This window comes from Candidatus Clostridium eludens, assembly GCF_045310515.1.
GTDB lineage: Bacteria > Bacillota > Clostridia > Clostridiales > Clostridiaceae > Clostridium_B > Clostridium_B eludens.
On the sequence record NZ_JBJHZX010000037.1, the window covers coordinates 1 to 26,658 of the forward strand.

Annotated in this window: 32 protein-coding genes, 3 pseudogenes and 1 riboswitch; of the genes and pseudogenes, 4 read left to right on the forward strand and 31 right to left on the reverse strand. The window is 31.0% G+C overall.

All coding sequences use genetic code 11. The features are described from left to right. Positions 1–165: 165 nt before the first annotated feature. The 12 genes and pseudogenes from ACJDU8_RS19565 to ACJDU8_RS19620 form a co-directional block, all read right to left on the reverse strand. The gene (locus ACJDU8_RS19565) at positions 166–342 is read right to left on the reverse strand and encodes a hypothetical protein (protein ID WP_406793854.1); all 177 of its coding nucleotides are present in this window, start codon (positions 340–342) and stop codon (positions 166–168) included. A gap of 103 nt (positions 343–445) precedes the next feature. Continuing rightward, a complete protein-coding gene (locus ACJDU8_RS19570) occupies positions 446–763 on the reverse strand; it encodes a hypothetical protein (protein WP_406793855.1) in 318 nt (105 codons plus the stop codon). A gap of 201 nt (positions 764–964) precedes the next feature. Continuing rightward, positions 965–1,219 carry a C1 family peptidase gene (locus ACJDU8_RS19575; RefSeq protein WP_406793856.1) on the reverse strand — a complete coding sequence of 85 codons (255 nt, stop codon included), beginning with the start codon at positions 1,217–1,219 and terminating at the stop codon, positions 965–967. Continuing rightward, positions 1,192–1,770: a C1 family peptidase gene (locus ACJDU8_RS19580; protein WP_406793857.1), complete on the reverse strand. Its 579-nt coding sequence runs from the start codon at positions 1,768–1,770 to the stop codon at positions 1,192–1,194. The genes ACJDU8_RS19575 and ACJDU8_RS19580 overlap by 28 nt, the downstream gene beginning before the upstream one ends. Positions 1,771–1,994: 224 nt before the next feature. Next, the gene (locus tag ACJDU8_RS19585; protein WP_406793858.1) at positions 1,995–3,134 is read right to left on the reverse strand and encodes a GH25 family lysozyme; all 1,140 of its coding nucleotides are present in this window, start codon (positions 3,132–3,134) and stop codon (positions 1,995–1,997) included. A gap of 12 nt (positions 3,135–3,146) precedes the next feature. Next, entirely contained in the window at positions 3,147–3,326 is a 180-nt protein-coding gene (locus ACJDU8_RS19590) for a hypothetical protein (RefSeq protein ID WP_406793859.1), read from the reverse strand. 660 nt (positions 3,327–3,986) lie between these two features. Continuing rightward, entirely contained in the window at positions 3,987–4,265 is a 279-nt protein-coding gene (locus tag ACJDU8_RS19595) for a hypothetical protein (protein ID WP_406793860.1), read from the reverse strand. A 660-nt stretch (positions 4,266–4,925) separates the two neighbouring features. Continuing rightward, on the reverse strand, positions 4,926–5,300 hold the full coding sequence (locus tag ACJDU8_RS19600; RefSeq protein ID WP_406793861.1) for a tetratricopeptide repeat protein: 375 nt from the start codon (positions 5,298–5,300) through the stop codon (positions 4,926–4,928). Positions 5,301–5,817: 517 nt separating this feature from the next. After that, positions 5,818–5,985: a type II toxin-antitoxin system YoeB family toxin gene (locus tag ACJDU8_RS19605; protein WP_406793862.1), complete on the reverse strand. Its 168-nt coding sequence runs from the start codon at positions 5,983–5,985 to the stop codon at positions 5,818–5,820. A gap of 118 nt (positions 5,986–6,103) precedes the next feature. Further along, entirely contained in the window at positions 6,104–6,889 is a 786-nt protein-coding gene (gene mltG / locus ACJDU8_RS19610; protein ID WP_406793863.1) for an endolytic transglycosylase MltG, read from the reverse strand. Between the two features lie 401 nt (positions 6,890–7,290). Next, positions 7,291–8,214, reverse strand: coding sequence for a S66 peptidase family protein (locus ACJDU8_RS19615; protein ID WP_406793864.1), 924 nt, complete (start codon positions 8,212–8,214; stop codon positions 7,291–7,293). Positions 8,215–8,645: 431 nt separating this feature from the next. Beyond that, a pseudogene (locus ACJDU8_RS19620) lies at positions 8,646–8,852 on the reverse strand (C40 family peptidase); the annotation flags it as partial. Between the two features lie 73 nt (positions 8,853–8,925). Here ACJDU8_RS19620 and ACJDU8_RS19625 point away from each other — a divergent pair. Continuing rightward, a pseudogene (locus tag ACJDU8_RS19625) lies at positions 8,926–9,757 on the forward strand (IS5 family transposase). A gap of 126 nt (positions 9,758–9,883) precedes the next feature. Here ACJDU8_RS19625 and ACJDU8_RS19630 read toward each other — a convergent pair. The 3 genes from ACJDU8_RS19630 to ACJDU8_RS19640 form a co-directional block, all read right to left on the reverse strand. Beyond that, positions 9,884–10,531 carry a LuxR C-terminal-related transcriptional regulator gene (locus ACJDU8_RS19630; RefSeq protein WP_406793865.1) on the reverse strand — a complete coding sequence of 216 codons (648 nt, stop codon included), beginning with the start codon at positions 10,529–10,531 and terminating at the stop codon, positions 9,884–9,886. 84 nt (positions 10,532–10,615) lie between these two features. Next, positions 10,616–10,701: riboswitch (cyclic di-GMP riboswitch) on the reverse strand. A 350-nt stretch (positions 10,702–11,051) separates the two neighbouring features. Beyond that, positions 11,052–11,174: a hypothetical protein gene (locus tag ACJDU8_RS19635; protein ID WP_406793866.1), complete on the reverse strand. Its 123-nt coding sequence runs from the start codon at positions 11,172–11,174 to the stop codon at positions 11,052–11,054. Between the two features lie 51 nt (positions 11,175–11,225). Next, on the reverse strand, positions 11,226–11,540 hold the full coding sequence (locus ACJDU8_RS19640) for a DUF960 family protein (RefSeq protein ID WP_406793867.1): 315 nt from the start codon (positions 11,538–11,540) through the stop codon (positions 11,226–11,228). A 348-nt stretch (positions 11,541–11,888) separates the two neighbouring features. Between ACJDU8_RS19640 and ACJDU8_RS19645 the strand changes: the two genes are divergently transcribed. Together ACJDU8_RS19645 and ACJDU8_RS19650 are read left to right on the forward strand one after the other, a co-directional pair. Next, a protein-coding gene (locus ACJDU8_RS19645) for an IS5 family transposase (protein WP_406793908.1) occupies positions 11,889–12,661 on the forward strand; the annotation gives its coding sequence in 2 pieces (ribosomal slippage) (positions 11,889–12,219 and positions 12,219–12,661; 774 coding nt in all). 289 nt (positions 12,662–12,950) lie between these two features. Then, positions 12,951–13,238 carry a hypothetical protein gene (locus ACJDU8_RS19650; RefSeq protein WP_406793868.1) on the forward strand — a complete coding sequence of 96 codons (288 nt, stop codon included), beginning with the start codon at positions 12,951–12,953 and terminating at the stop codon, positions 13,236–13,238. A gap of 225 nt (positions 13,239–13,463) precedes the next feature. On the opposite strand, the gene ACJDU8_RS19655 is transcribed toward ACJDU8_RS19650, so the two are convergent. The 3 genes from ACJDU8_RS19655 to ACJDU8_RS19665 all read right to left on the reverse strand — a co-directional run bounded on the left by ACJDU8_RS19655 (position 13,464) and on the right by ACJDU8_RS19665 (position 16,068). Continuing rightward, positions 13,464–13,619 carry a hypothetical protein gene (locus ACJDU8_RS19655; RefSeq protein WP_406793869.1) on the reverse strand — a complete coding sequence of 52 codons (156 nt, stop codon included), beginning with the start codon at positions 13,617–13,619 and terminating at the stop codon, positions 13,464–13,466. Positions 13,620–13,957: 338 nt separating this feature from the next. Continuing rightward, positions 13,958–15,157: an ABC transporter permease gene (locus tag ACJDU8_RS19660; protein ID WP_406793870.1), complete on the reverse strand. Its 1,200-nt coding sequence runs from the start codon at positions 15,155–15,157 to the stop codon at positions 13,958–13,960. Beyond that, a complete protein-coding gene (locus ACJDU8_RS19665; RefSeq protein ID WP_406793871.1) occupies positions 15,154–16,068 on the reverse strand; it encodes an ABC transporter ATP-binding protein in 915 nt (304 codons plus the stop codon). Before ACJDU8_RS19665 ends, ACJDU8_RS19660 begins: the two co-directional genes overlap by 4 nt. 849 nt (positions 16,069–16,917) lie before the next feature. Here ACJDU8_RS19665 and ACJDU8_RS19670 point away from each other — a divergent pair. Next, positions 16,918–17,334 (forward strand): annotated as a pseudogene (locus ACJDU8_RS19670) (ABC transporter permease); the annotation flags it as partial. 102 nt (positions 17,335–17,436) lie between these two features. Here the strand turns inward: ACJDU8_RS19670 and ACJDU8_RS19675 are convergent. From ACJDU8_RS19675 to ACJDU8_RS19735, 13 genes are all read right to left on the reverse strand, one after another. Beyond that, positions 17,437–17,988 (reverse strand): histidine phosphatase family protein, encoded by a 552-nt coding sequence (locus ACJDU8_RS19675; RefSeq protein WP_406793872.1) that lies wholly within the window; start codon positions 17,986–17,988, stop codon positions 17,437–17,439. Positions 17,989–18,212: 224 nt separating this feature from the next. Next, positions 18,213–18,473, reverse strand: a complete 261-nt coding sequence (locus tag ACJDU8_RS19680; protein ID WP_406793873.1) for a recombinase — start codon at positions 18,471–18,473, stop codon at positions 18,213–18,215. 592 nt (positions 18,474–19,065) lie between these two features. Further along, a complete protein-coding gene (locus tag ACJDU8_RS19685) occupies positions 19,066–19,845 on the reverse strand; it encodes a transglycosylase domain-containing protein (RefSeq protein WP_406793874.1) in 780 nt (259 codons plus the stop codon). Between the two features lie 469 nt (positions 19,846–20,314). Then, a complete protein-coding gene (locus ACJDU8_RS19690; RefSeq protein WP_406793875.1) occupies positions 20,315–21,367 on the reverse strand; it encodes a hypothetical protein in 1,053 nt (350 codons plus the stop codon). 16 nt (positions 21,368–21,383) lie between these two features. Further along, entirely contained in the window at positions 21,384–22,406 is a 1,023-nt protein-coding gene (locus ACJDU8_RS19695) for a phosphodiester glycosidase family protein (protein ID WP_406793909.1), read from the reverse strand. Positions 22,407–23,144: 738 nt separating this feature from the next. Beyond that, positions 23,145–23,279: a hypothetical protein gene (locus ACJDU8_RS19700; protein ID WP_406793876.1), complete on the reverse strand. Its 135-nt coding sequence runs from the start codon at positions 23,277–23,279 to the stop codon at positions 23,145–23,147. Between the two features lie 88 nt (positions 23,280–23,367). Next, the gene (locus ACJDU8_RS19705) at positions 23,368–23,928 is read right to left on the reverse strand and encodes a sigma factor-like helix-turn-helix DNA-binding protein (protein WP_406793877.1); all 561 of its coding nucleotides are present in this window, start codon (positions 23,926–23,928) and stop codon (positions 23,368–23,370) included. Further along, on the reverse strand, positions 23,921–24,277 hold the full coding sequence (locus tag ACJDU8_RS19710; protein WP_406793878.1) for a hypothetical protein: 357 nt from the start codon (positions 24,275–24,277) through the stop codon (positions 23,921–23,923). Before ACJDU8_RS19710 ends, ACJDU8_RS19705 begins: the two co-directional genes overlap by 8 nt. After that, the gene (locus ACJDU8_RS19715; RefSeq protein WP_406793879.1) at positions 24,264–24,428 is read right to left on the reverse strand and encodes a hypothetical protein; all 165 of its coding nucleotides are present in this window, start codon (positions 24,426–24,428) and stop codon (positions 24,264–24,266) included. Before ACJDU8_RS19715 ends, ACJDU8_RS19710 begins: the two co-directional genes overlap by 14 nt. A 108-nt stretch (positions 24,429–24,536) precedes the next feature. Beyond that, complete coding sequence (locus ACJDU8_RS19720) at positions 24,537–25,010, reverse strand: transposase (protein ID WP_406793880.1); 474 nt, start codon at positions 25,008–25,010, stop codon at positions 24,537–24,539. A gap of 65 nt (positions 25,011–25,075) precedes the next feature. Beyond that, positions 25,076–25,207 carry a hypothetical protein gene (locus ACJDU8_RS19725; protein WP_406793881.1) on the reverse strand — a complete coding sequence of 44 codons (132 nt, stop codon included), beginning with the start codon at positions 25,205–25,207 and terminating at the stop codon, positions 25,076–25,078. A 784-nt stretch (positions 25,208–25,991) separates the two neighbouring features. After that, entirely contained in the window at positions 25,992–26,441 is a 450-nt protein-coding gene (locus tag ACJDU8_RS19730; RefSeq protein ID WP_406793882.1) for a DUF6773 family protein, read from the reverse strand. After that, positions 26,428–26,643: a helix-turn-helix transcriptional regulator gene (locus ACJDU8_RS19735; protein ID WP_406793883.1), complete on the reverse strand. Its 216-nt coding sequence runs from the start codon at positions 26,641–26,643 to the stop codon at positions 26,428–26,430. The genes ACJDU8_RS19730 and ACJDU8_RS19735 overlap by 14 nt, the downstream gene beginning before the upstream one ends. Between the last annotated feature and the right edge of the window lie 15 nt (positions 26,644–26,658).

Below are 26,658 nucleotides of genomic sequence, written 5' to 3' on the forward strand. Positions count from 1 at the left end.
TTATTACTATGCATCCTACACTTTAATTGTTTACTTTCTATTTATTGTACTCAATTTATAAATTTTGGTCATACTATATAAAGTAACATTATTCCTTTCAAATTTTTTTAGCTGGCCTTTGGTCAGCTTTTTGCTAATAATAATTACTTTTAGAGATATATAGAATTAATATAATTTATCTAGTGCTTCCGAATTAAGTTTATTTAATTTGTTCTGAAGATTGTTTCTATACATATTTGCAAATGAAGGAAAAACCAAGATAGCTAATTTATAAACTCTCAGTTCTAATCTTGCCATCTTTATTTTAATTAATAATATAAATGCTTTTCTTGAAGTAAACATTCTATCACCTTCTTATAAATTACACATGTATATATTCTGCAAAAATATATATATTCCTTCTTTATTCTAAATAAAAAATAGTGGCCTGTTAAGACCACTGAATTCATTGTACTAGCTGAATATTAGTATCCTGTCCAGTCTGTACCGTATTCTGTATAGTATTAATTCTTTGCTGCAATTCTGCATTTTGAGTCTGCACAATAGAAATAGTAGCTTGCTGTTGGGCAATTTGTGATTGGAATTGTATGGTTTGTTGAGCTAAGGGATTTTGGCATTGATTTCTTCGTCCATCCGGCGATTTTAAGCCATAGACTTTAGCATCAGTTTTATTCTTTATAATATTTTCTAATTCATCAGTAATATTTATGTTTAATATATCAGTAGGATTAAACTTTAAATCTTTTAGAATAGCTTCTAGCATAGATTTAATCTCTTCAGCTGTAAAGTAAGTGAAGCCATGTTTTTTTTCAATAGCTGCAATAACCTTGGCGATTATCTCTTCTGACGTAAATTGTGGATATTCTTTTAGTATGTGTCAATAGCTATGATATAAAATATTGCTTGCGTTAATAAATCTTTCATTATTAAAATTCTCACCCCAAAAGGAGTGGGATATAGCGTTTTATTTTAAATCAATATGCCACCAATCAGATGAATATTTAAGCAGATATTGTACAGGCATATAAATATATCCTTTATCACCAAAAGTACTTCCCCAACTATTTCTAATTATGAAATATAATCCATTATAGTTTGTCTTGAAAATAACTCTTTCAAATTCATCTTCTATTTTTTCAAAGACATTCTTATTGTTATAGAAGTAGCCACAGATATTGAGTGCATGTCCTCCTAGTAACTGCTCGTGTCTTGAAGGCATTGGCACATACCCCCATCTGAGCCTATATCCTCAAAGCTTTCGTATACATCTATGCCTATTAATACTGGCCTTTTCAATACACCTACTGAGTATAAAATATCATCTACAGTTGTGATCGCATATCTTTTAACTGCCTTGTGATTTTTGGCTTCTGCATCCATAGCTACAGATGGAGCATTAGTAAACTTACTTATATCATAAGGATCTAATGCCTCTGTGCATGTTCCTATGGTAGTTGCAACTATAGCTGACCTAGAGATTGTACTTCCTGCATCTTGCTTTATATCGCCATCCTCTTTACGTTCTTGATAGTAAAAATACAATTCTGATAAAGAGATGTTCTTGTTTAATAGATATTCTAATACACTACATGCACTAAAACTTGTGCAAGCTCCCAACTCACCCTGGTCTTTTATTGGGCCATATCCTGCTCTTAAATCTGCATTTTGAGGTACTATCTGTGTCTTTTTTATTTCTTCATGAAATAATTGAGCTCCTTTTTTTATTCCTTCTCTCTTTAGATTATATTTATACTTTAATTTTTTCCCCATTGTATTTTCCTCCTAATTTTCTATAATTTCAAAAAGTAGGCTTTTCATGATATCTATTAAATGACCATCCCTTATCCATACTATGCTAGTATTTACAAGAACAACAATACACGACTAAAGATATTCTTACTTTTCCTTTTTTGCGAGTTAACTCACTTCCTTTGAAATATTTCTATTGTTTTTTTATATTAAAAAAGAGCATATTGCTATGCCCTTTAATTACTTCATTTAATCACTACTAATTTCCTAGGATTACTTTCTTTGTCTAGTTGTACGTTAGGTGCAAAAGTAACTGCTTCTGCAACTGCATAACTACCGTCTGGATTTTTTTGTTGAGTAGCGCATTGAACTATACAACCACCCGGAACATTACATATCTTAGTGCTTTTCATCCAGCCTTGTTTTTCAGAGCTAGCTTTATGAAGTAATGCAAAAGTGTCTTCATCTCCATAAACTTCTACATCACTTATATTCTTTCTTACCTCTTCTACGTCTGTCATATTTAAACTTTTATCTTCAATTTTATTCCCTCCATTTTTGATAAAATCTAATACAGCTTGACAAGTTGCATATCTATCTTGACCACTGATCAGTTTAGTTAAACGGCTTGTATATTGGTCTTTTGTGCCACCTACTGCATATACATTTTTTACAACACTATAATCAAATGACCTTCCGTTGCTAATAGTAGGGCATTTCAAATAATCAGCCAATATTTCTGCGCTGTGCATGTCTGGGCCATAATTATAAATTACAATACTGTCCACCTTTCCATCACCCTCTCCTGTAACTAATATTTCTTCTGCAAACAAATCCATATCTACATATCCATCAACACCATCAACTAAACCAGTTTCTGAATATTGCCATGAAGATTGAGGATATGGATTAGTACTTACTCCAAAATTAGCTATCCATAATTTCAAACTAGAGTCTATTTTACCTTCTAAAAAAGTTTCATAGAAATACTTATTAGTATAAACTCCTATTTCCTTACTGGTCTTCTGCTTGAATAGATTGATAAAAGCATTTACGAAATTAGCAGGGTCATTTCCAGACCACACCCATGAATAAGAACCGGGTGGTTGTTCTATGTCTAACCAGAAAATAGTGTCTAAGTCATAATCTTCAGTATATGATATAAAAGCATTAACTTCTGCTGTTACATCTTGATGACCTGCAAAATGATAAACACCTATATTTATGCCTAGTTCTTTACAAGTACTTACTCTGTAAGGCAAATACTTGTCTTTATAATAAATGCCTTCCGTAGCTTTGTTTATGACAACTTGAATTCCTGCATTTTTTACCTTGTTCCAATCTGATACCCAATTATCAGAGTTTATATCTATACCCTTTAACATAAAATCACCCCCTTACTTTAAACGTGATTCAAGCAAGTAAAGAAAGAATGTCATAAAAGAAGCCACTAAAACTCCAAAGCCCCATTTCAAGGTATTAACTAGACTTTCTAATTGTTTGCATAGACTTGCTATTCTTTCATTAATATTCTTATGCTTTTCCTCCCATAATTTTGCATCATAATTCTCACTCATAAAGCATCTTCTAATTAATAAGCTTAAAGGGCTTATATTTAAAGTAAAGTTACTTTATTACCATCACTAAGAGTAATAATACAATCATATCTCCTAGACACCAATTACATGACTCAATATACAAGCTGCCCCTTATTGACCGCCTATAACTTATGGATTTTTTACTATGTCTATTTATCTAACAAGGTAACATTTATGTATATGTTTAATATTATAAAAGTATATAACAAAAGATGATAAGTAAAGTGTTCTAAATTACAGAATAATAAAAAACTTACTGAAATCTTATAGGCTTAATTAAAGCAATAAGATATAAAACAAATGATCATAAATTGGATAACTAAAAATATATGTTTAAGATAAAAAGGGGAGATCTTTATGTCATGCGGACGTCATAATTGTGGTCATGGAAACCAAGTAATAGTTATAATAATAATTTTATTATTATTGTGCGGATGTGGACACGGATTTAGAGACGGAATATGCTAAAATAGATTATTAGAGGGAAATGAAATTCTTCGTTTCCCTTTTTAAAAATAATAGTTTATTGTTTTAGTGATTTATTCTTCTTTATATTTTATACTCTTTTACCTTTAAATTACATCACATTATAAGGTTTGAAATATTTTATATTTCAGACCACTCAGCTTATTATCCTGCTTAGCCCATCTCCTGATTATAAATAGCTCCCATGCTAATCATATTTATTTTAGCAAGAGCCTTTTCTGCCCTGCCTTTCCATTCCTCAACTTCTTTCTCAAGTCCTTTTCTTTCTATAGGTGAGAGCCTATCCAACTTCGCTCCATCAATTTCTTCAATTCTTATAGATGTATCCCTTTTAATTTTAAATCTAAATAACTTACCGTCCCTTGCAGTCTCCCCTAAAAATAGTAATTTATTTAAGTATTGATTTGTAATATTTATAATTGAATTAAGCACTCAATACATAATGTATCTTATGTATTGAGTTGATTCCTATAGGAGTGTTAAATTAAAGGAGAACTGAAGATTCAGCCTTAAAAGGATATTTACATACCACATAGTTAATATATAACTTGTATACTTACTTGTTCGCTCTCTGCTTATTGAACCAATTAATTTACATACCACACAGTTAATATATAACCACCATTTTCATGACTTTTGAACTATTGATTTTACTATGTTGTGAATATGCAAAATTAAATTTTTTGCAGTAAACCTATAGTAATGTAAATCATTAAATTTTCAAATAACTATGTAATTCTATAAAATCAATACTTAAAAACATATCATCTAAAGAATATCTTTACTGCAATATTTTATCTGTGGAATGTCTAGGCAATTAGATATTGCCTAGAGTTAACCCTTTCCGAGTGACATACCTTGGATTTACGTTAACACCACCAATGTCCTCAGACTTAGGACGCTAAATCGCCCTGTCATATTAACTTTAAAATTATTCTTCTATATGATGTATATAATACCCACTTTTATCAGTTATGTATTTCTCACTCTTAACTATGTTTCTGCTTGCATTAAAACCTGCATTTTTCACCTTTGTTGTACTACCATTAATTCCTTTATTTAAGCTTTTATTTTATAGATGAATTTGTAAATTTACACAAACTTATCTACACTCTTACTTTTTCTATATATACTCAATATGTAATTAATCATTGTAGCACAGTTGCTATTTTCCGGAGAAAGAGACCAAGCTGTATTAAAATATACAAGAGCTTTTTTATAGTTCTTTACCATCATATATGTATAAGCCAAATTAAAAAAGTAATTTCCTGTGGGATTTTTAGCAGTAGTAATTTTTAGTAATGGAATAGCCTTATTATACTGTTTTAGTTTAACATGGCATAATGCAATATTATGCACGGAAGCTAGTTCATTGTCTCTATTTTTTACTGCCCTATTATAAATTGCAATAGCTCTTTTATAATCTTGTCTATTATAATATTCACTGGCCCTTTTAAAATATTTCACAAAAAATCACCCCTTATACCGCAAAAAACAGTCTCCACTAAAATTCTTGTAGATTGGGTCAGTTGTACCTTTAGGTGAAGTAAGACTTTCCACTATATCACATATCATCTTCTCCAGTACTAAGACATGTTAATAATTGTAGCTAATTGATTATTTATATTTTACTTACTTTTCTACTTTTTCACATCATACCGTAGTTTAGTCTTTTTTCCCCAGTATAATTCCCCGTATAATTTATCTAATATACTTAAGTGTTATATTAATCATAAGCATCAAGAGATTTGACTCATGGAATCAGAAAATAAGAACTGATATAATAAGCCCTAGTAGATTCCGGAGCTTTTGTTCTTAATGATTATATTAACGACTTAGGATAAGTCAGCCCCCTAGCAAAAATATGTTTAGGAGGATTTCGTATACTTCCCTTATCATATTCTTGTTAGGGGGCGAGTTCATTGTACTATTTTTTAGATTAAAATATTTTGTTTAATTTCTTACTGACTTTTTATAGCTGGTCTTAACAGGGTGTAAAAGTTATTAAAGAAACATCTGTTATCCTTCTGCTCCAATATCCTGATAATTCATGTTTTAATGCTTCAGGTTTTCCAAGCCCTTCATTCCTGTTTTTTTCAATATCTTTTAGTAGTTCATTAATATAACACAACCTATAAAGATATAAAGACATATAATTCCTTTTTCAAAAAAATACATATAAATGTACTCCTATTAAGTTAGATTAACACCTAATAAAAACACTTTTAACAAGGTGTACAGTTATTAGAGAAAATGACCATATTCATTTTTTATTTTATATATAAAGATACATTTTTAGTATGTTCAACATATGTTTTGGAAAATATATGCTCATTAGTTTTATTATTTAATACATAATAAAGATAGCCAGTATTTGCGGGATGAATAGCAGCGTTTATTGACTTAATTCCTGGATTGCATATAGGTGATGGTGGTAGCCCTTTATTTAAATAGGTATTATATGGGGATTGTACTGCTAGGTCTTTATCGTATAATTTGTCCTTATGCCCAACTACATATAGGATTGTTGCATCTATTTGCAATGGCATATTTTTATTTAACCTATTATAAATAACACTTGCTATTTTGGGCCTGTCTACATCTTTACCTGCTTCTTTTTCGATTAGAGAAGCTGTTATTACAATATTCCTTATATTTAGTTTGTTTTTAGTTATGTAATTTTTATCAGGTTCTATGTTTAGTTCAAAAGTTCTAAGCATCTTATTTATAATTACTTTACTTGATGTATTTTTGGGAAAAGAGTATGAAGCAGGAAACAAAAAACCATCTAATTTATGTTTATCATTTGGTAATCCCTTTAAAAACCAGTAACTATTATCTGTCCAGTTTTCGGCTTCATTTACAAAATCTTTTTCTGTAACCAATCCTGATTTTTGTAATACTTGTCCTATCTGTTCATTTGTATACCCTTCTGGTATTGTAAACTTTACTATGTTAGCTTTGTTATATAAAGTATAGCTTAAACAAAATGCTCCATATGATACTAAAATAAAAACAATAACTATAAATATAACCCTTTTAAATTTCATAATCATAAGATTCATATTCACCATAACTTATTGGATAAATAAGAATCAATGTCATCTCCTTTTGTATTATTAAATATATTTTTAGTATAACATACAGGTGCAATGATAACAAAAAAGGGTATTAGAGAACTTCCTAACAAGCGATAATGGATATCCATTATCAATGCCTGCATAATCGATTACCAATATTTGTTTGAATTATTTTTGGAAGACTTCGAATAATATAACTGTTCAATGATTTTTCTACTTTTCACAATAATATAGAGCCCCTATATCACTTCTACACGTGATACAGGGGCTTTTGATTCTACTATAAATATTTAAGCTGTAAAATATAAAGAAATCAATAAGATGTGGAGTAAACTAATTATGAAATTCCACAATAGCCCAAAAACATTGCTGCCTTTTTATATACGTACTGTTGGTTCAAGTATTGTCAACGTATTATTATAAGTGTTAAGGTTAGCTTGAGCACCTACAGGTATAGCCATTTTGTATATACCATGTCCTGATGCTAAATTTGTCATAAGAGGTTTATTCAATGGCATTATAACTTCATTAATTAAATTCTCATATGATTTACCATATGCAGACTCACAATTCGTGCATTGACCCATAATGATGCCCGCACAATCCGTAAGTTTACCTGCTAATATTAAATGCTTTATATGTCTGTAAACTGTATTAATAGGTTCATCAACTTCTTCTATTAAGAGTATCTTTCCTCCAGTATCAACTTCAAATGGAGTGCCAAGATTATCTACAAAAGATGTAAGATTACCTCCTACTATAGCTCCCGTTACATTTCCAGGGACCCTGCTTATTAGGGGCATTCCAGGAGGATTTTCAAGTTTCCTTGGTGAGATAAGTGTAGATGTAGCAGTGAAAAACTGATTCATGTTATATGCAGGCGTAGCCGATTTAAAGTCTATTAAAAGAAGACTATGAAAAGTAATTAAGTTAGCCCATGTATACAAAACATTTAATAAAATGGTTATATCACTGTAACCTGTGATAATTTTAGGATTTCGTGAGATAACAGAGTAATCAAGATATGGTATAATACCTGCAACACCTACTCCACCTCTTGAGGGGATAATGGCCCTCACAGCGGGGTTTCTAAACATTTCCATCAAATCAGAGGCTCTCTGTTGTTCTGTAGCTGCAATATATCCACCATAAGAGTACACATATTTTCCTAGAACTACATTAAAGCCCATATTCTTAAGAGTCTGTATACCAACATTAATGACATCCGCAGATAATGGACTCCCTAAAGTAACTATTCCAATTGTATCTCCTGCTCGCAAAATTTGTGGTCTCATTGCCATACTCATTCACCTTTTAAATAACTTAATAAAATATAGCCTTACAATTCCGTAAAAATTGCTCCTTGTCGCCATTTATGCCTATCACCTTCTATGGGCAGGAAGCTTAGATTTGCGGAATTAGTAAAAAACCTTATTTCATTACTACTATAATATTATATGAAGTTACTCAAATAGTTGCTAATTAATAACATAGTGTTCATTACTACTCGCCTACTTATCCATTATACGGGCTATACCCAAGCCCGATTTGATATACAACTAAGGAGGGTTGGTACATGGAGATGGTACAATAAATAGACTTTCTGCTTAATCATATGGCTTTTGAATATAGGGATTTTATCCCATTTCACTGCATAAAAAAATAGAAGGAAGCTGTTAAAATATCTCTTCCCTCCGATTAAAATTTATTTCATATTCTTACTATATGTATTCTACTGAATCACTCGTCTTGCTCCTACGTAGGCTGATCGCCAATACGGACCTAGTGGATAAATTACAACACCTTTGCTGGATGAAGCATTTATGAATTGTCCTCCACCAATATAAATTCCAACATGGCTTATAACTCCATTACTTGTGAACGAAAAGAAAACTAGATCACCTTCTCGTAAATTTCCAAAAGATATGCTTGTTCCTACATTAAGAACTTATCCCTAAATAGTTTCTGGTATGATACGATAATTAAAAAACGGGATAGAGAGGATTGTACAAATGATACAAAAGCAATCATGGGAGATAACTGATGAGTTTTGGGAAGAAGTAAAAAATCTAATACCTAAGAAACAAAGAGAACCGAATAAAGAATATAAACGAGCTGCTGGTGCTTGAAGAAAGCCAATGGAATCAAGAAAAATATTTAGAAGCAATTTTTTATATACTTCAAACAGGTATACAGTGGAAGGCACTACCAAAAGAAAAGTTTGGAGCATCTAGTTCAATTCACAGATATTTTATGGCATGGTGCAAGGCAGGAGTACTTGAGAATATGTGGAAGCTAGATACAACGAAATCCAAGGAATTGATTGAGAGTGGCTTAGTATGGATGGAAGTATGAATAAAGCTCCTTTTGCAAAAGAATCTGTTGGGGCAAATCCAACAGTTCGAGGAAAAAAACGGGATCAAAAAGCATATCCTCGTAAACGGCAGAGGAGTACCGTTATCAGTAGTGGTAACAGGAGCAAATCGTCATGATGTATCGCAACTGAGAGAAGTACTAAATTCCATAGCTATAGAACAACCAGAACCCACAGTTAAAAATCCTCAAAACCTTTGTGCGGACAATGGATATACTGGAGAGCCAGCTTTAGAAATTATAGTTCTTAGAGGCTATATTCCTCATGTAGTTTCCCGAAGATAAGAAAAAAAGAATATGGAGAACAATCCAAATTATAAAGCTCGTCGTTGGGTAGTAGAAGTAACCCATTCATGGATGAATCATTTTAGAAAATTGCTCGTTCGATTTGAGAAAACAGATATTTCCCATTTGGGCCTTATTAATTTTGCATGCGCTTTTATTGCTTTTAGAAAAACACAGATTATTTAGGGATAATCTCTAAAGCTTTCATCCTATGATACAATCTATAAGGTTTTATGATGTCAATTTCATTGGAATTATTAGTAATATGACAAACTATTTATTACATAGTATTCCAGCTAAATCACTATATATTTAACACACGTTAGAATTATAATTAACACCTGATATTCCCCACCTGTTAACATACAAGGCCACCTGTGTTCTATCTCTTATATTGAGTTTGTCAAATATATGATTATTATGTTTTTTTACTGTATTCTCAGAAATATGAAGTTTTTTTGATATCTCTTGATTACTCAAACCTTTTCCTATTTGACATAAAACTTCTTTCTCCCTTTGAGTAAGCTGTTCTATTCTTTCAGGTTCCATGGTATTTTCTCTCATCATACAGTCTATAAAATAAGAATCATAGTATTTTTTCCCTCTGTAAATCCTATCTATAATGCATAAAAGTTCCATCTCATCTGATTTTCCTAATATGTACCCCTCTACACCGCACCTAATGGCTTCTACAAAAATATTTTTATCTTCATTAAAATCCAACATTATGAATTTGCTTTTAACACCACTTTCCTTCATTTCTTTAATTAGCAGCAATTCATCTTTATTTTTTTGATGCAAATCCAATAAAACAGTATTAATCTTACTTGATTTAATTAATGACACTGCTTCCTCTAATGTTTCTGCAACAAGCATTATGTTAGCACAATTACACCTTGATACAACTGAGTATATACCCTCCATTATTAAAGCACAACTTGATAAAATAATAACCTTCATAATGTATTTCCCCCGTTTTTTCCAACAGTAATATCACTTAATTCTCTATATAAAATAAAAAGACCCAATTTAACCATATAAACGGTAAAATTAGGTCGGTTGCACCATTGACTCCGTATGTCCTAAAAGTGCCCAAATACAAAACATACTTCTTTGTCCCCCTGTTTCCTATAATATTTCATCCCAAATTTCGTATTTATATTTGCTCTTTGGGTTAACTTTTAGCATAGAGTGAATTTTTTTTCCTATCCACAAAAGCATGATGTACCTCCATCACCATTAGATTTGGCTTAATTTATATCCTAATATGAATATTTTATATTTTAATCTTATACTAATATCGGCAAATCACAATATGAACTTTATGGAAGTTCGTCGGTAAACAAGTTCTTATATCACACCTTAATTAAAAAAACATCAATAAGTTTAAAAATAAAATTAAGCAACTCCTAACCTGTAGTATTTAATCACAAATAAAGAATTGCTCTAATTTTATTTTTTGTACAGCCTTATTGGGGAACTAAATTATCATATAACTTTTCCGTTTAGTATCCTCTTTGTTTAAGGATATAGGCAGCAGCGTATTTTCTACCGCCAGTATCCAACCTAATCCACTTTCATAACTCGTAACTTTTTTCCACAAACTGCAAATGCAATACCCCTTACTAAATCTTTGCTCACTATAGTAGACTTATCAACAATATTCTGAGTTTTTCATCATTACACTGTGCCCTAAATCCTCTACAACATATACCTCGGCATCAACAGGATTAGCAACTTTTACAAAAATCTCCTCCATATATGCAGATTTTTCACGACAATAGGTTATCTTCTGATTATAGCAATTATTGAAAATACTACTGTCTTCTGTCTTCCTTAATTCAAATACTTGTAAATGACCCACAGAAAAGTTATCCATCCTCTTTAACATATCAATGGCATTCCATATTTTAATTTGAATTTCCTCATCTATATCTTCACGTATTCCTTTTGTCACCTTTCTTGCCACGTCTCTCTCCCTTTACCTTTTACAAATAAAATAACCTTAATTATCAATGAAAACCACACTTAAGGTTATTTAACTTGCTTTTATCAGATGAAAAAATATCACCTAATCTCCTATCTATGTTAATATTAGATACCTACATATTTTCTTCTACTCATTTTGAGACTTTCCTACTAACTAATTTCTTATTTCACTATTTGTTTCTTTACTGTTTCTATATTTTAAATTATATTATATTTATTGAAATAATTCAGTATCTGAGATTACAAAAGTATTAGGGCATGTCTGAAAACTTAAAATTGCATAAAAGCCAAATTGTTGGTAAAATAAGAAAAAAACTTGGAGATTAATATTATGGCACAAAAACGTTATGAAATGTCGGATGAACAATGGATTCAAATTAAAGATTTATTCCCGGTAGCTAAAACAGGACGCCCTCCTATTGACAACCATCTTATGTTTAATGCAATCCTATGGATTGCCAGAAGTGGTTCTGCTTGGCGTGATTTACCGGAGCGCTTCAGTTCCTGGAAAACTGTATACAGCAGGTTTTGTAAATGGCGTGATGACGGTACTTTACTAAATATTTTTCAGACCCTAAATGAAGAAGCAGACTATGAAAATTTAAGTATTGACTCTACTTCTGTAAAGGCTCATCAGCACAGTGCAGAAGCTAAAAAGGGGCAATAAATCATGAGTTCAACCAACACATTGGAAAGAGCCGTGGTGGAAATACGACCAAAGTACATGCAATTGTTGATGGGTTAGGCAATCCGATTTATTTTCAGTTATCCTCTGGCGATGTAAATGACAATACACTGGCCATTGAGGTGCTGTCTCATGTAAAAATAAAGAATAGCAATATCCTAGGAGATAAGGCATATGTAACAAAGGAAATAAGAAAATATATTTCATCCAAAGAGGCATCGTACACGATTCCTTCCAAGTCCAATACTAAAGATCCATGCAAATGTGATCGCTGGCTCTATAAAGATCGTCACTTGATAAAATACTTTTTTAATAAAATCAAGCATTTTCGTAGAATTACAACCCGGTACGATAAGCTGGCATCTTCCTTTCTTGCCTTTGTTTATTGTGATTCGATATTTATTTTGTGCAAATAGTATAGGAACTTGCCTTTTCAGACACGCACTATATATTCCTAAAATAATTTCTATCTACTCTAATCTAAGCTTAAAATTATTTCTACATATGCTATAATAATTACACAAGATACAGTATTTTTAGCTAAGCATTTCCTTAAATTTATATCTTACAAAAATGTTGTTGCAGTCGGCCTAGTAGCATAAACCAGCTATGATAAGCTAATACAATAAAGCAAGAATACAACTTGAAAGCACATATACTAAAAGTTAACACATCACAAACATAATGTTTGGAGGTATGGTTATATTGGAAGAATTCCAAGAATTTATTGATTATTTTATTGATAAGAGACTTAATAATATTTCATTTAACCTAAACAAGAAAGACAACAAATATAAAAAATTGGAGATTCAATTGCTAGAGGTACAAGATAAATTACTAAGCACAATTGATGAAGAATTACAGGAGCCATTTGTGAAATATGGGGACATTATAAATGCACAGATGGCGATTATGTACAGAGAAATTTATATATGTGCTTTTAAGGATGCTTTGAAGTCTATTGGAATGATTGAAACCATAAAAAATAAGTAGAATGTTTTTAATATATACACCTGGTAATACTGCTATTTTAGAAATGAATTGCAACTGCAAGTTAATGTGAAATAACTATAAATACTGAAGAAAAAAATTAAAAATGCACCTCTAGGAAATAGTGCATTTTTAAACCAGGAATATTGTTAACGCAAAATAACACGGAACTATTTAAATATATTATATCACATGTTTTAAAAAATCAAACAAAATAGATACCTAAAATTATTTCTGAACTGGAACATTATTTACTTCCAGCACAGTACCTTTTATAATATTATAAATTTCATCATATGAAAGTCCTATCTTTCCCTTTATAAGCTCTAATACCTTAGGGTGTTTAACCGCACCTTTCCAATTAGATTCCTTTCCTAAATTCAAGGCTCTCTGCTGGATATTAAAAACTACCCACTTACCCACCACTCATGGATGAATCGCTTTAGAAAAATTAAAGTTATTTAAGGATAAACTTTTAGTCTATGCAAACATAAAGCATAAAAAAATAGGGCGAAATGCCCTAGGCCTTTGATACCAGACTATTTCTTTTCTATTCCTACCACACACTCAATATGTGTTTTGATAGAAAGATGATACTAATACGCATTAATATTGGTTTCACGTAAAGATATACCCCTCTAAAATGTGGAGGCACGTGGATTTATTTGGTTTTATATTTTTACGCAGTTAATCATTTACCACTCTATACATTACCCACTTGTTTAAATTAGGATATCTCTTTTCACAAATACAAAGTGAGCAATTAAATAACTTGCAATAGTCCAAATTATTAGTATTAAGATAATAAAAGCAGTTGTAGGATACGTAAGTCCTAAAGTCATAGCAGCCCCGCCTGACAATACCGCATTTACATCGCCATATATAATAAAAATAAAAGATGTAATTTCCTTTGTAATGGTAGCAACATTCTGTAAAGCACTTACGGCAATTATAGCTGCTATACTTACGCTCATTGCAATCATGCTGCTTTTTGAAACAGTTGAAATCATGAAAACAAAAGTAGTACATGCAATTATAAAAAGTATTTGTAGAAGAAATGCTTCTATAAGATATTTAAACATGGGTACCATGTGTGCTGTACCGGCAATAGATATCAGGTCATGTCCACCAAATTGATTAACGTATGATAAATCGTATTGAAACCTCTCACCAACTAAAACAGGATAATTCATATTCCCAAAGCCTGTAAATATTCCTATGAGTGCAAAGGCAATTAACTCTATGCCACAAATAAGGACAACAGCAGATAAAATTGATGTTATGTACTTTGAAAATAATATCTTCGCTCTAGATATTGGTTGTATAAGAAGAAATTTTGCTGTTGGAGGAGTATATTCCCCAGATACCATATCTGATAAAAAAATTGCTACTCCTACAGCTAAAAATATCATTCCGAGAGTTTTAAATAATGTTTGCAGGTAATTCGCTCCATTAAATTCATAATCTTCCATAGGTTTTATGTTATTTCTTAATAAATATTGAGCAATTGTTAGCTGTTTTCTATTTTGTTCCTTCATCCTAGCAGATATAGTAGTGCTTTGAAGGTTTTTTTGAATGTTTTGTATATCTGTTTTTAAGGTTTCTTTCCAATCAGTCTGCACGGGAGCAGGATTGTCTTTTATTTTTTGGATCTCAGCCTGCAAGCTTTTAATGTTATTCTCGTACATCAGTTTTTCATCCTCTGATGTTCTATTTGAATTTATTCTGTTTCCTAATCTATCAATATTGGATTGAATCTCCTGTATTCTATATTTAGGATCTTGATTTCTTGCCATTAATTCATTTTCCTTATACAATCCAAAAGCTATAAGTATTATTAAAACTATAAAGGCGATTAAAGTAACAAGTGTTTTCCTTCTAAAGATCAATTTTATTATTTCATTTTTTATAAGTGTAATCATTCTCTGATTCCTCCTTCCACAAGCTCCATGTATCTTTCTTCTAATTCTTGATGCTTCTTATATGCTTCTTCAATATGAACTTTATTTTCAGCAAGTTTAAAAATCAACTCAGGTAAGCATCCCTTTTGGATTTTTAAATTAAATGTATTCTCTATGCTATTAATATTTTTTATGTATTCCAAGGATTTTAAAACCTCTAAGCAAACTTCTTCCTCTCTAACGGTTAGCGATATTGTTTCAATGCCTTCTTTCTCAATATCATTTTTAACACTTTCCACAGATTTAATAATACCACCATTAATAAAAGCAACGGTATCACATAACTGTTGCACCTCTCCTAAAATATGTGAAGATATAAAAACAGAAGTGTTATTTTCTCGCACAATTTTTTTCACAATATCTCTAAAATCAAGTATACCGGATGGATCAAGTCCATTATTAGGTTCATCTAGAATGAGTAATTTAGGTCTTGTTAATAATGCCGCTGCAAGTCCAAGTCTCTGTTTCATTCCCAATGAGTATTTTCTTACCGTATCTCCAATCCTATCTTTTAACCCCACTAATCCAACCATTTCGTCTACATAAGCTCTTGGTACGTTCCTATTCCTTGCTATCTGCATTAGATTCTCTGTTCCTGAAAGATAACCATATAGTTCAGGATTTTCAACTACTGCCCCAACATTATCTAAAGCTAATTCTCTCTCTTTTTCAATATTATGTCCCATTATATGTATGCTTCCTTCTGTTGGTTCAATTAGACCTACCAGCATTCTTATTGTAGTCGTTTTACCTGCACCATTGGGGCCGAGAAAACCAAATATTTCTCCTTCCTTTACAGAAAAGCTTATATCCTTTATTATTTCTCGTTTACCCAGATGCTTTTTTACATCTTTTACTTCTAATACATTCATTAAAGTTCTCCTCTCCTTAATGTATATCAACTTATTACTTTTATGCTATAACACACTCGCCATCATAAATTTAAAAAATAATGATCCCGACATGTATTATACTGCTCCTGTACAATTTTTATATACCCCCTGATTAATGTGCTCTCTATTATAAATATTCTAGATTAAAATCTGATTAAAAAATTCTCAGGCTAATATTAAAAATTACACAAAATATACCTACCTTAAATAAATATTTATGGGTGCATGTGCTAACTCGTATTCAACAATAACTCAGTTGTGTTATTTAATTTAAAATCGAAAGGATGGTCAAGATAACTTTCTCTCTCCCTAGCCAGCCTATTTTTGTAACTTTATTCAATCTTACATTCAATCTCAATACCATCAAGCAAACTTACAGTAATCTTCTCCCCATCAAACACAGCCATTTTCTCCACTATCCTAAAAAACAAATCATTGCTTTTTCAATAATTGTCGGTACAGTATCTTGCCGTTGTAAACTCCAACATCAAAATGCATGAGTATTTCAACATGATATATTAACTATTTACATTGAGAAGCATGGTAGCCTCCCCTTAGGCACAACCCCATTTATTGAGGCCTCCCTCAAGGCTATAAAGCCATATATGCAGAGGCTCAATGTCAATGGTTAATATATCTACCTTGGAGTTTAATTACATTTTGATGTTGGAGCTTTTCTACATTTTCATGCTTCTTTCCAAAGCTAGTTGATATTAAAATATATTTGCTGTGATTTTTATGCAATAGACTTGTTTTATTTATGCGAAAATTTAAGTTTTTAACTAATAGTGGAAAGAACCATTTTCATGCCACCATGTACGCCTATTCTATTTCTTACTTGTTGTTGTACACATATCTCCCTGGTATAGACCCCGCTATTTCATTCCAATTGCCGACATGCTGATCGGCAACTCTATGACAAGTATCTCCTTGGGAGTAAGCCGTTTAGTTGATGGAATACGGGCACAGAAAAATTTGGTTAAAGAATCTTTAATGCTTGGTGCAACACCAAAAATGGCAGCAAAGCAAATTGTGGATAATGCTTTTGATTCGGCAATCCTGTCTACCATCAATTTCATGGTTGGTATAGAAATTGTTTTTTTACCAGGTATGATGACAGTGCAAATACTATCTGGCACCTGTTACAACGATAGAGTTACGATTATTCTTGGAATATTTGGCAGTGTAGCATTGATAGGAATTTTATTTGTACAGTTAGGCTATAAAACGTTTTTCAATGAGTAAAGCCAATTAACAATTGGTAACTAGTAAATAATGTTTTAAGTATAAATACAGAGTCCCTATGCTTCATTTCAAGGCTTTCCATATGAGCTTTATTTTTTTCTCTTATCTGTATCTTCCCAAGTTCACTAAATCTGATAAGGACAATTTACTGATGATTTCATAACCGTTTCCTTGTCCCCGTGGTCTAACAATAACTGTTCCCATGTTCGGGATTTGGCCTAAACCAATCCCTTCTGGAAAACTATGAGCAATTATGACCTTGTTGCTCCCCTTAGGCGGTATGACTTCCAACCTTGACTGAAAAGAGCCTAATATTCTTTGTTGCTCTGCAGCAGATATACTTCCACTTAATTTATAAACTTCAAACCAAAATGGGTCGATTTGAACATTTGACCTTCCAAAAGCCAATTGTGCCGTTTCTATAGTTCTGCAAAATGGACTCGTTAGGACAGGATAATTGATAGGAATTCGTAAATTACGAAGAATTTGACCGTAATAAATTGCTTGTCTTCTTCCCATTTCAGAAAGATTTCTTTGAGTAAAACAATATAGAAAATTTAGATAAGGTTGATCTTCTCCAACTGTTGCTTCCCCATGTCTAACATATAGTATATATCCCCCGCCCCTTAACAAACCTATTAACGAATTATTCAATTTAACTTCTCCCTTCCGTTTACTTTTTATAATAATAATTTAATTTATGATAATCACCACAAGGATGTTAACCCATATTTTATATGGTCTTCAGTTACTTTGGGCACTCCCGGAAAGCAATATTTATCGCATACTATAAAACTGGAAAAAGTCAAGGCAATTACGGTGAAAATAAAAAGCCGGTCAAGGCAATTACCAACCACCCCAACCGGCATTTTAATGTTTTATTCAATCTCACACTCAACATTTGTCCCATCGAGCAGTGTAACAATAATTTTTACTCCCTCAAACACTGTCATTTTCTCAATTATTCTAAAATACAAATTAATATCAAACTCTACTATTGGCTTAGCATCCCCAATGATTTCTATAAATTGTGATGCTTTGTATTTTGGGAGAAGGTCACTTTTTTTAAAACTCTCCTTCCACTTCCTTATAAAGCATTCTTTGTTTTCAACCATGGCATTAAATACTTCAACAAACACCCTGTATAAAACCCTATCATCTATACGTTTATTATCACAACTCTTTTTACCTTTTACTTTATATTTTCTAAAGAATCAAAAATACATTTCTTCGTTTTATGTTTTAGGCATTCCCAAATCCTCAAATACTCTTTTTTGTGGTATACAAAAATAACGGATACTTTTTTTAATGCACCCCAAAATATAATTGCACATAAAATAAAGTTGCGTAAAAATTGTATTACTCCAATCCCCCTAAACCCTTATGAACCAATAGCTACAGCATATCTTATGAATAGTAACATTCTGAAAAAGGTGCAGCATTACTATTCACTAAGCCTCCATAAACCTAGTAATATCAATAGCTTAAAGCAATATTAACTTATTTGTTTGTTTTGGAAAACTGTAGTTTTTTCAAGTTTTATTAGTAACTTTCCATTAAGCAAAAAAGCCTAGATCCTTTTAGAATCAGGGCTTTAGGCCTTTATCCTTATTGGAGTACTACAAAAATCATCACACTTTTTCTGGAGTATTGGATGCAACGTAACTTTTGATAAAGTAATACTCCAGTTTATAGAAATAATATAAACCGGGTTATCTTCATTTCACTATGTTACTTATTTTCAAAATTTAAGACTATTTTATAATTAAGTGCATTCTGATATTGTTCATCTGTTATGTACTTATTTTCTTTCATCTTTTCCAATATTAGATCTCTTCGCTGTAAGGTATTATTCAAATGATTTATTGGATCATAATATTCAGGATTATTAGGTATGGCAGCTAATAAACACAATTGTGAGAGGTTCAATTGCCTACAGTCCTTATTAAAAAATTTTTTAGCAGCAGAATTAATACCATAAGTACCGTTGCTGAAATTAATAATATTAACATAAAATTCTAATATTTGGTCCTTGGTGAATTTTTGTTCTAGTTTAGTAGCAATAACCATCTCTTCTAATTTTCTTTGGTAGTTTTTATCAAAATCTAGAAACACATTTCTTGCCAGTTGCTGAGTAATAGTACTTCCCCCTTGTGTTATATTCCCATTGTTGGCCAAAAACGAATATATAGCTCTAAAGATTGCCTCTATACTCACCCCTCCATGTTTATAAAAATCCTTATCTTCAACAGCAACAAAAGCATTTTTTACATCATTGGGGATTTGTGCTGATTGTAAATATAACGATTCTGTATTATTTAAATAATCTGCCCTCTCTTTAAAAGTATATTCCGAACAATTATTTACTTTTATAGTTGCATCGTTATACAAAGATTTAATGGTTGGCCAATATTTATAATAAATGAATCCACTAAAAATAACTATTAATATAAAAACGCTTAAAAATATCCGTCTAAGTAAATTATTTATCTTACTTTTTTTCTTTGCCATTCAAAATTTCCTTTCTTGAAAAATTTTATTTTATATATTACATCATAGTATCTGCTTTAATACAAGAAAAAAATCATCATAATTAAGTATCTCTAGGTATTCTATTTAATATCATAGTGACCATACTCTTTTATCTTAGGTTAAAATAAATATCATAATTACACTAGACACAATCAACTTTGTAAACAACACAAAATTCACAACATCATTTAGCATCATAATACACAATTATTAGTTATAATAATATAATAAGTTACCATAATAGTTTTATAGTATAAGGAATCCCACAAAATTGGTTTACTACAATAAATCAATTTTATGGGATTCTTTATATTTAGGGTATCTAAACGCACATTAAACTAAATATTTATAGCCAAAATTAATCGTATCAAGTGTTTTACCTATATTATACTTTGCACCTTATTTTATCACTCTCAATTTTATGTGGAGAAAATTGATATAACCTCAATTATTTAAATAGGCTTCCTGAAATTTTATTACCATATTTACTTATCAATCCATAATTATATACTCCCAATAACTCTCCTTCATACTGTACTGATTTTCCCGTAGGTACTTCAGTTACAGTATTTTGAGATGGATTATTTATATATATCCTACCATCCCTTAACACATAAATATTTCTTTTGTCTACATACTCTGATAATTTATACACCCTACAGCTGGTTGTTTGTTCAGTTAAGTTAGTAATAAATATCTTATTTATCTTGTTGTATTCTCCATTACCTATGTATATCTGATAATTATTATCTGTACCCAATAAATAGTGTACAGCATTCTCTCCGGTGGATACTACTTCCTCTCCTTTTCCTCTTATTCTATTAGAACTTCTATCCTCATATATAAGCTGATCTCCATCTATTGCATCTACAGCAGCTATATTTCCAAGCTCGACTCCTCGAAATTTCACTAGATTCATAGTAGTCATACGATCTATTCTATATATTTGACTTTTCTCTCCTTCTGCTGACGAAATAACATAAGTTACATTGCTTGCCCCAGAAAATGCAACATTTTTGACTTCATAATTACTATCTGGCAGCAATACTTCAAGTACTTGATTTTCAGAATTTTTACGTTTTGTTTTAGCATCCCTTTTAGCATCATACGCATCAAACTCTAAATAGCCTGAGCCAGCTCTTGAAACCTTCTCCACCATAAGTATTACATCACTATCCAAATCCCATGTATAGTAAGAGAGCTTTGAGCCATCTTCCACATCAACTTCTTTTTTCTCATTAGTATTTGTATTAACTACATATATATTACCATTTTCATAATAGGATATATAGTTTCCATTATAAGATACTTTTATATTTTCAGCATCATCAGGTACTTTAACCTTAATCTTAGTACCAGATTTATTTGAAAATATATCAACTTTTTTTATATTAAAATTTGTTTGATCCTCAATATAAAACTTCTGTACTAAAAATAAGCCCGTTAACTCTAAAATTATAGTCATTAAAGTCCATACAATTATTCTCTTAAGTATTTTCATAAGCATTAAACACTCCTTAAGGTTCTACACATATTGCAGTAGCTACAGTCCTTTCTCCATTCCAGTCACAAGGATTATTTATTACTTCCCCATCAAAATACATAGTAGAGGATGAGCCACCATCTAAATTTGAGGCATTATATACCCCTCTCTGTAAAAGTATAGTTTGAACTTCTTTTAAACTAGCACCAAGCTCAACACCTCTTCTTCCATCGATTACCACCATTACAATAGTTCCATCAATTTTTTGCCCTATAGCAGTTCTGGGATTTAGGCCTGGGCCTACAGAAACAGTTTTCCCATTTATTATAAGTGGTGTGTCAAATGAAAGCGCCTCTGTTACATTTTGAGCTAACAAATCACTTAAGCTATGTTCTCCAACTATTAATTTCCCGTTAGAAGTAAATGCTGCTACACTCATTTTTTCATCCGGAGCTATATCTTTATTAATACTTTTACCCTCTGATATTACTATACCATCTGGATATGCCCCAGTTCCTGTCCAAAGTTCTCCATTTGATGTTTTATCTTGAAACCCTCCCCCATTTATAGCAGCAACAGCTCCATTATCTTTAGCCATCTCACTGGTTTTCTCTCCAACTCTTCCTAAATTTTTAGTATAGCCTACTTTTATTCTGGTTGGATCTTTTATTTCCAATATATATCCACTAAATTTGGTTGTAGCAGGTATAGTATACTCTTCCATACCCTTATCACCACGATGTTCTATACTAACTCCACCTTTGTTCTGCACTTGGCTTTCAGATATCTGTCCGCTTTTGTTTTCATTCAATATTTGGTCTATCTTATACTTGGACAAAAAAGCAGTAGCTATGTACTGACATCTAAAAGTCTTCATAGCTGTACCAACTACCATATTTCTTACACCTGTAAAAGGCCCATAGAATAATACTAGCGGTGATGTTACTGCAATAATTACAATCTCATAAATTATAAAAAGCAAAAAACCTCTAAAAAACTTCTTATTTTTTCTCTTTTTAACAGCTCCTTTGATATCGCTCATATTATTTACCTCCATAAAACGGTGATAATAAGTACAGGATTTAATACATAAAAGACAGCAGAATTTAATTTTTTTCAACAATACCTACATACAACGCCAGAAATTAGTAGGCAAGTATTTGCCATCATTATAAAATCCATCCCTCATATTTATATTATCATTATTTCTAACATTAGCTCTTAATCGTTGTACTTGAAAATTTAGGTTGCTTATTTCGATATATGCACAGTTTTTTCACTTGTATAACCATTGATTCCCAAAAATTATATTCTCATATAATCTTCAATATATCATTCAATTCTGATTAATTTACCAAAGTATTCTTGTGTCTGTTCCACTATAAAGTATTCTATGATTTTCCAATTACTACCTTATCTGTTATGCTAAATGAAATATCTCAATATTATATTGTAGATATTTTTATGTTACATTCATTGAATTAAAATTTGATTAAAAAGTATGCTAAATTATAATTCGATATTGTATGAATATTATATAAATGCTGTATGGAAATAAATATTCATACCTACTATAAATACATTATACATATATTAGTTATTAATATGCTATTATTCTGGAGGGCATATAGAAAAAATAAGTTTATACTTCCTTATGATTTTACAAGAATGACGGAAAACTTGGGAATAGATTTGATATTTTAGTTTTGTATAATATAGGTTCGTATGTGTTTTTACTCCTTTTAGAAAATCGAGAATTACTCAAGGATAAACCCTGAATCTGGGAATAAGCTTTTTATATTAAGTACTTATATCCAAAATTAATCGTATCAATAGCTCTATCTATACTATACTTTCCACATTTAACCTTCTCAATATATAATTCCTCTACTTTCCTAACTTCCCAGGGAGTACGCCTTATTTTCTCCATAGCTCTATACTCCATTTGCCTTGCTCTAATCCCTGTAACATTAAATATTTCTCCTACTTCTTATTGCAATAATATTTAGCTAAAATATTTATCCACTGCCATATAAATATTTGTCGGCAAAATTCATGGTTTCTATGGCCCAGTGAATACTATGACTTGATTCCTCTCTTTTTTGGATATACAGTTCTTTTGCCTTCCTTGCTCCCCAAGGTGATTTTCTCATTTTTTCAAGGGCTGTACGTTCAATATTATTAATCGTAACTTTAGTAACATTATATATCTCCCCAGCCTGCTGACAGGTCATATATTTACAGTTGTCCCAGCCATACCTTAATTTCAATATTTCCCTTTCTCTCAAAGTATTATATTTATTCATGGTTTCTTCAAGTTCCTTATGTAACTGCTGATTATATATTTTTTCCTCAACGTTCTCAAAACTATAGTCTACACCTTCTATACAGTCCATAAGCTCAATATCCTCATCACCGGAAGTAGAAATATTAAGACTTGTTTCTTCAATAGAATTGGTTTTTTCGGTATAGAACCTATTGGCAAGTTTATATACTAAGCCTTTATTAAGCTCTACAAGCTCATTTAAGGCATGTTTATTCCCACCTTGATATAATTTTACCAACTCCTCATTAGTCACTTAAATCACCCATAACAGTGTTAATTTTATTCATGGCTTTATTAATCCATCTACCCATAGTTTTGGTTGATACATGATATATATTTTTCACCTGGTTTACGGGTACCTGTTGCCAACATACCTGGTATAATATATTTTTTTCATCTTCGGTAAGCAGGCTGAACCCTACATTAACACTGGATATTTCATTTTTAAGTCTGGATACCTTGTTACACTTTTTCAAATAATTCTTATACTGAATTTTATTATTCCTGTCAGGTTCTATACACTCGGCTTCCAGCATCTTTATTTCATGCAGTTTCCGGAAATATAACTTTAAATCCTGGCGTTCTATCTTATCTTTTATCATGGTAGGACCTCCCCTTAATTCTTTTATAACTTCTATGCCTCATAAGTTTCTCTATATCAGAAAAGGAGAGGTATTCACCTCTCCCTAATTCACCTTTGTTTAGTTTTTTGCTATCCCTGTATTTTTCTTTTGGAATTTCTCTTGTTTCCACATTTCCCACTCCCTTTTCAATAAGAATAAAATAATTTTTTACTCAAGCCTGTGTAAGTTTAGTAAAATCAATATCTTTTATACACTTATTAAAATAAACTTTCTTAATTCAGAAGAAATCTTCAAGTTTTTTCACTGCTATACTTCCAGTATGCTCTATATCCTGCTTATCCTTCCATTCTTTAGGTTTTCTATTTTTTAACCAGAATATTTGAGCTGTGGTATCTGGAACAACTTCTTTTTTAACAATCTTTGTAACTACCATATCATAAGTGGGAAAGCCGTGTATATCTGTTAATACTTTTCCGTTTTTATCTTTCCGTAGTACTCTTTCTCTGATAACTTCGGTGTACGAGTATCCTAAAGCTCTTTTTAAGAGAGCATTTTCAACTTCAAAGTCAATTACCTCTTTGCCCTTTTTTAGGGCGTTCTCAAACTCCGCAAAAGTTCTTTTGTATTTATAAAATGCCGTCTTACCTATACCTAAATTCTTTGCTATTTGTTCATCAGTAAGTCCATCTCTTGCCCAACCTTCTACTAATATTAATTTATCCTTTACAGTATCCAATTTTGATTTTCCCATAAACTCACCACCCGCCTTATTCATTTTGTTTTGGAAATAGAAAAGAGCCTCTTGCTCCATCAAGGCTACTTTATTATTGATTGATATTTTGATTTATCCCTATCTTCTGGATTTATATACTCAAAATCTCCAGTTGAATTTTTCTTTATACCTAACTTCTCATACTTCTTACTTTTTACTTTACGTTTAGTAACCATCAATACCGCCTCTAAATTAGTACTTATATTAATCTATTATTTTATGCACATTTCTACAAATTATCCACAAGTTATGCACATTATCCACAATATTCAAATAATTTAACTTTTTCAAACAAAAATAAGCACTCTAAATGACGAGTGCTTACTTTATATATTTATTTTAAAGGAACCAATATCTATATACTACAATTTGGCAGTTACATTTAAGTTTAACGTGCCCTGCAACTACAGACACGGCTCTGACAATTACCATCACTTTTTAATGAGAGCTATGTAAATAAATTATTTTCACTTTCGATAAGGTATTTCCTTAGGATACTTATAATTATATACAGTATTTGTTAAAACTTAATGACATATTAATTAACTATTTGTGAATAATATGAAATACATATAAATTTATACATAACATCTTATTGAATAATTACTTTAAAGCACCTAGCTTTTAACCAGATGCCTTACACATCCTATAGTATTAAATTTTATTTACGATTTTCCTCATTGGAGCTCTACTTAACCCTAGATCCACATGTATATTGAAAGATTCGCCATAAGTTATTACCAGTGTACTCCCTGATGTTCTCACTATAACTATCGTACTACATTTTGGCAATATTTTAATTCCAATACAATTCCTGTTTAATTCCACTTTAATTCCTGAATAATTCCTAATCATTTTGAAGTGCAACATAAAAATACTGTAAAATTCTTTTGACTATCACGATATTTTTACATGTTAAATCTCTAATTTTTAGTATCTTAAGCTTATTTTTATCAGTTTTCATTCATCATCCTTGTTAACCTTTTTAGTAACTATTACTGTAATAATTACTCCTATAATAACCATAATTAAAGCAGAGAAACATGCAATTGCTAAATCATTGTTCTGTGCAATTGTTCCTTTAATCTTTATCAAATTACTCTTAGCTATAATGATTGATACTACTACTGCAATTAATACATATTTAAGTTCATGTAGTATAAGTTTTTTTATATTACTATGCTTATCTTTAACCCCTATAAGTGCACTAGAGCAAGCAAGTCTAACAATATAATAAGTAATACATACGCACATAATAAAAAATGTATTAGCAGGGTATTGTAGCCATCTTACACCCAGTCCATAAATTATTGAATCCAAAATAATTAACCAACATAGCAATATAAATGATTGATTGCCAATCTTATTTCTTTGTTGTAATTGCATTTCATCTAATTTATTTTTTTCCATTTTTATCATCCTCCCAAAAAATTTGATCCAAGGTCCTGTCTAATACTCTACAAATTGAAATACATAAATTTATTGATGGATTATAGTCACCATTTTCAACTGCATTAATTGTTTGCCTAGTAACTCCAACAGCATTAGCTAAATCCTTTTGTGACATATCCTTAGCTGCTCTTGCAGATTTCAATTTTAAATTTTTACTCATGAAATCACCTCAATA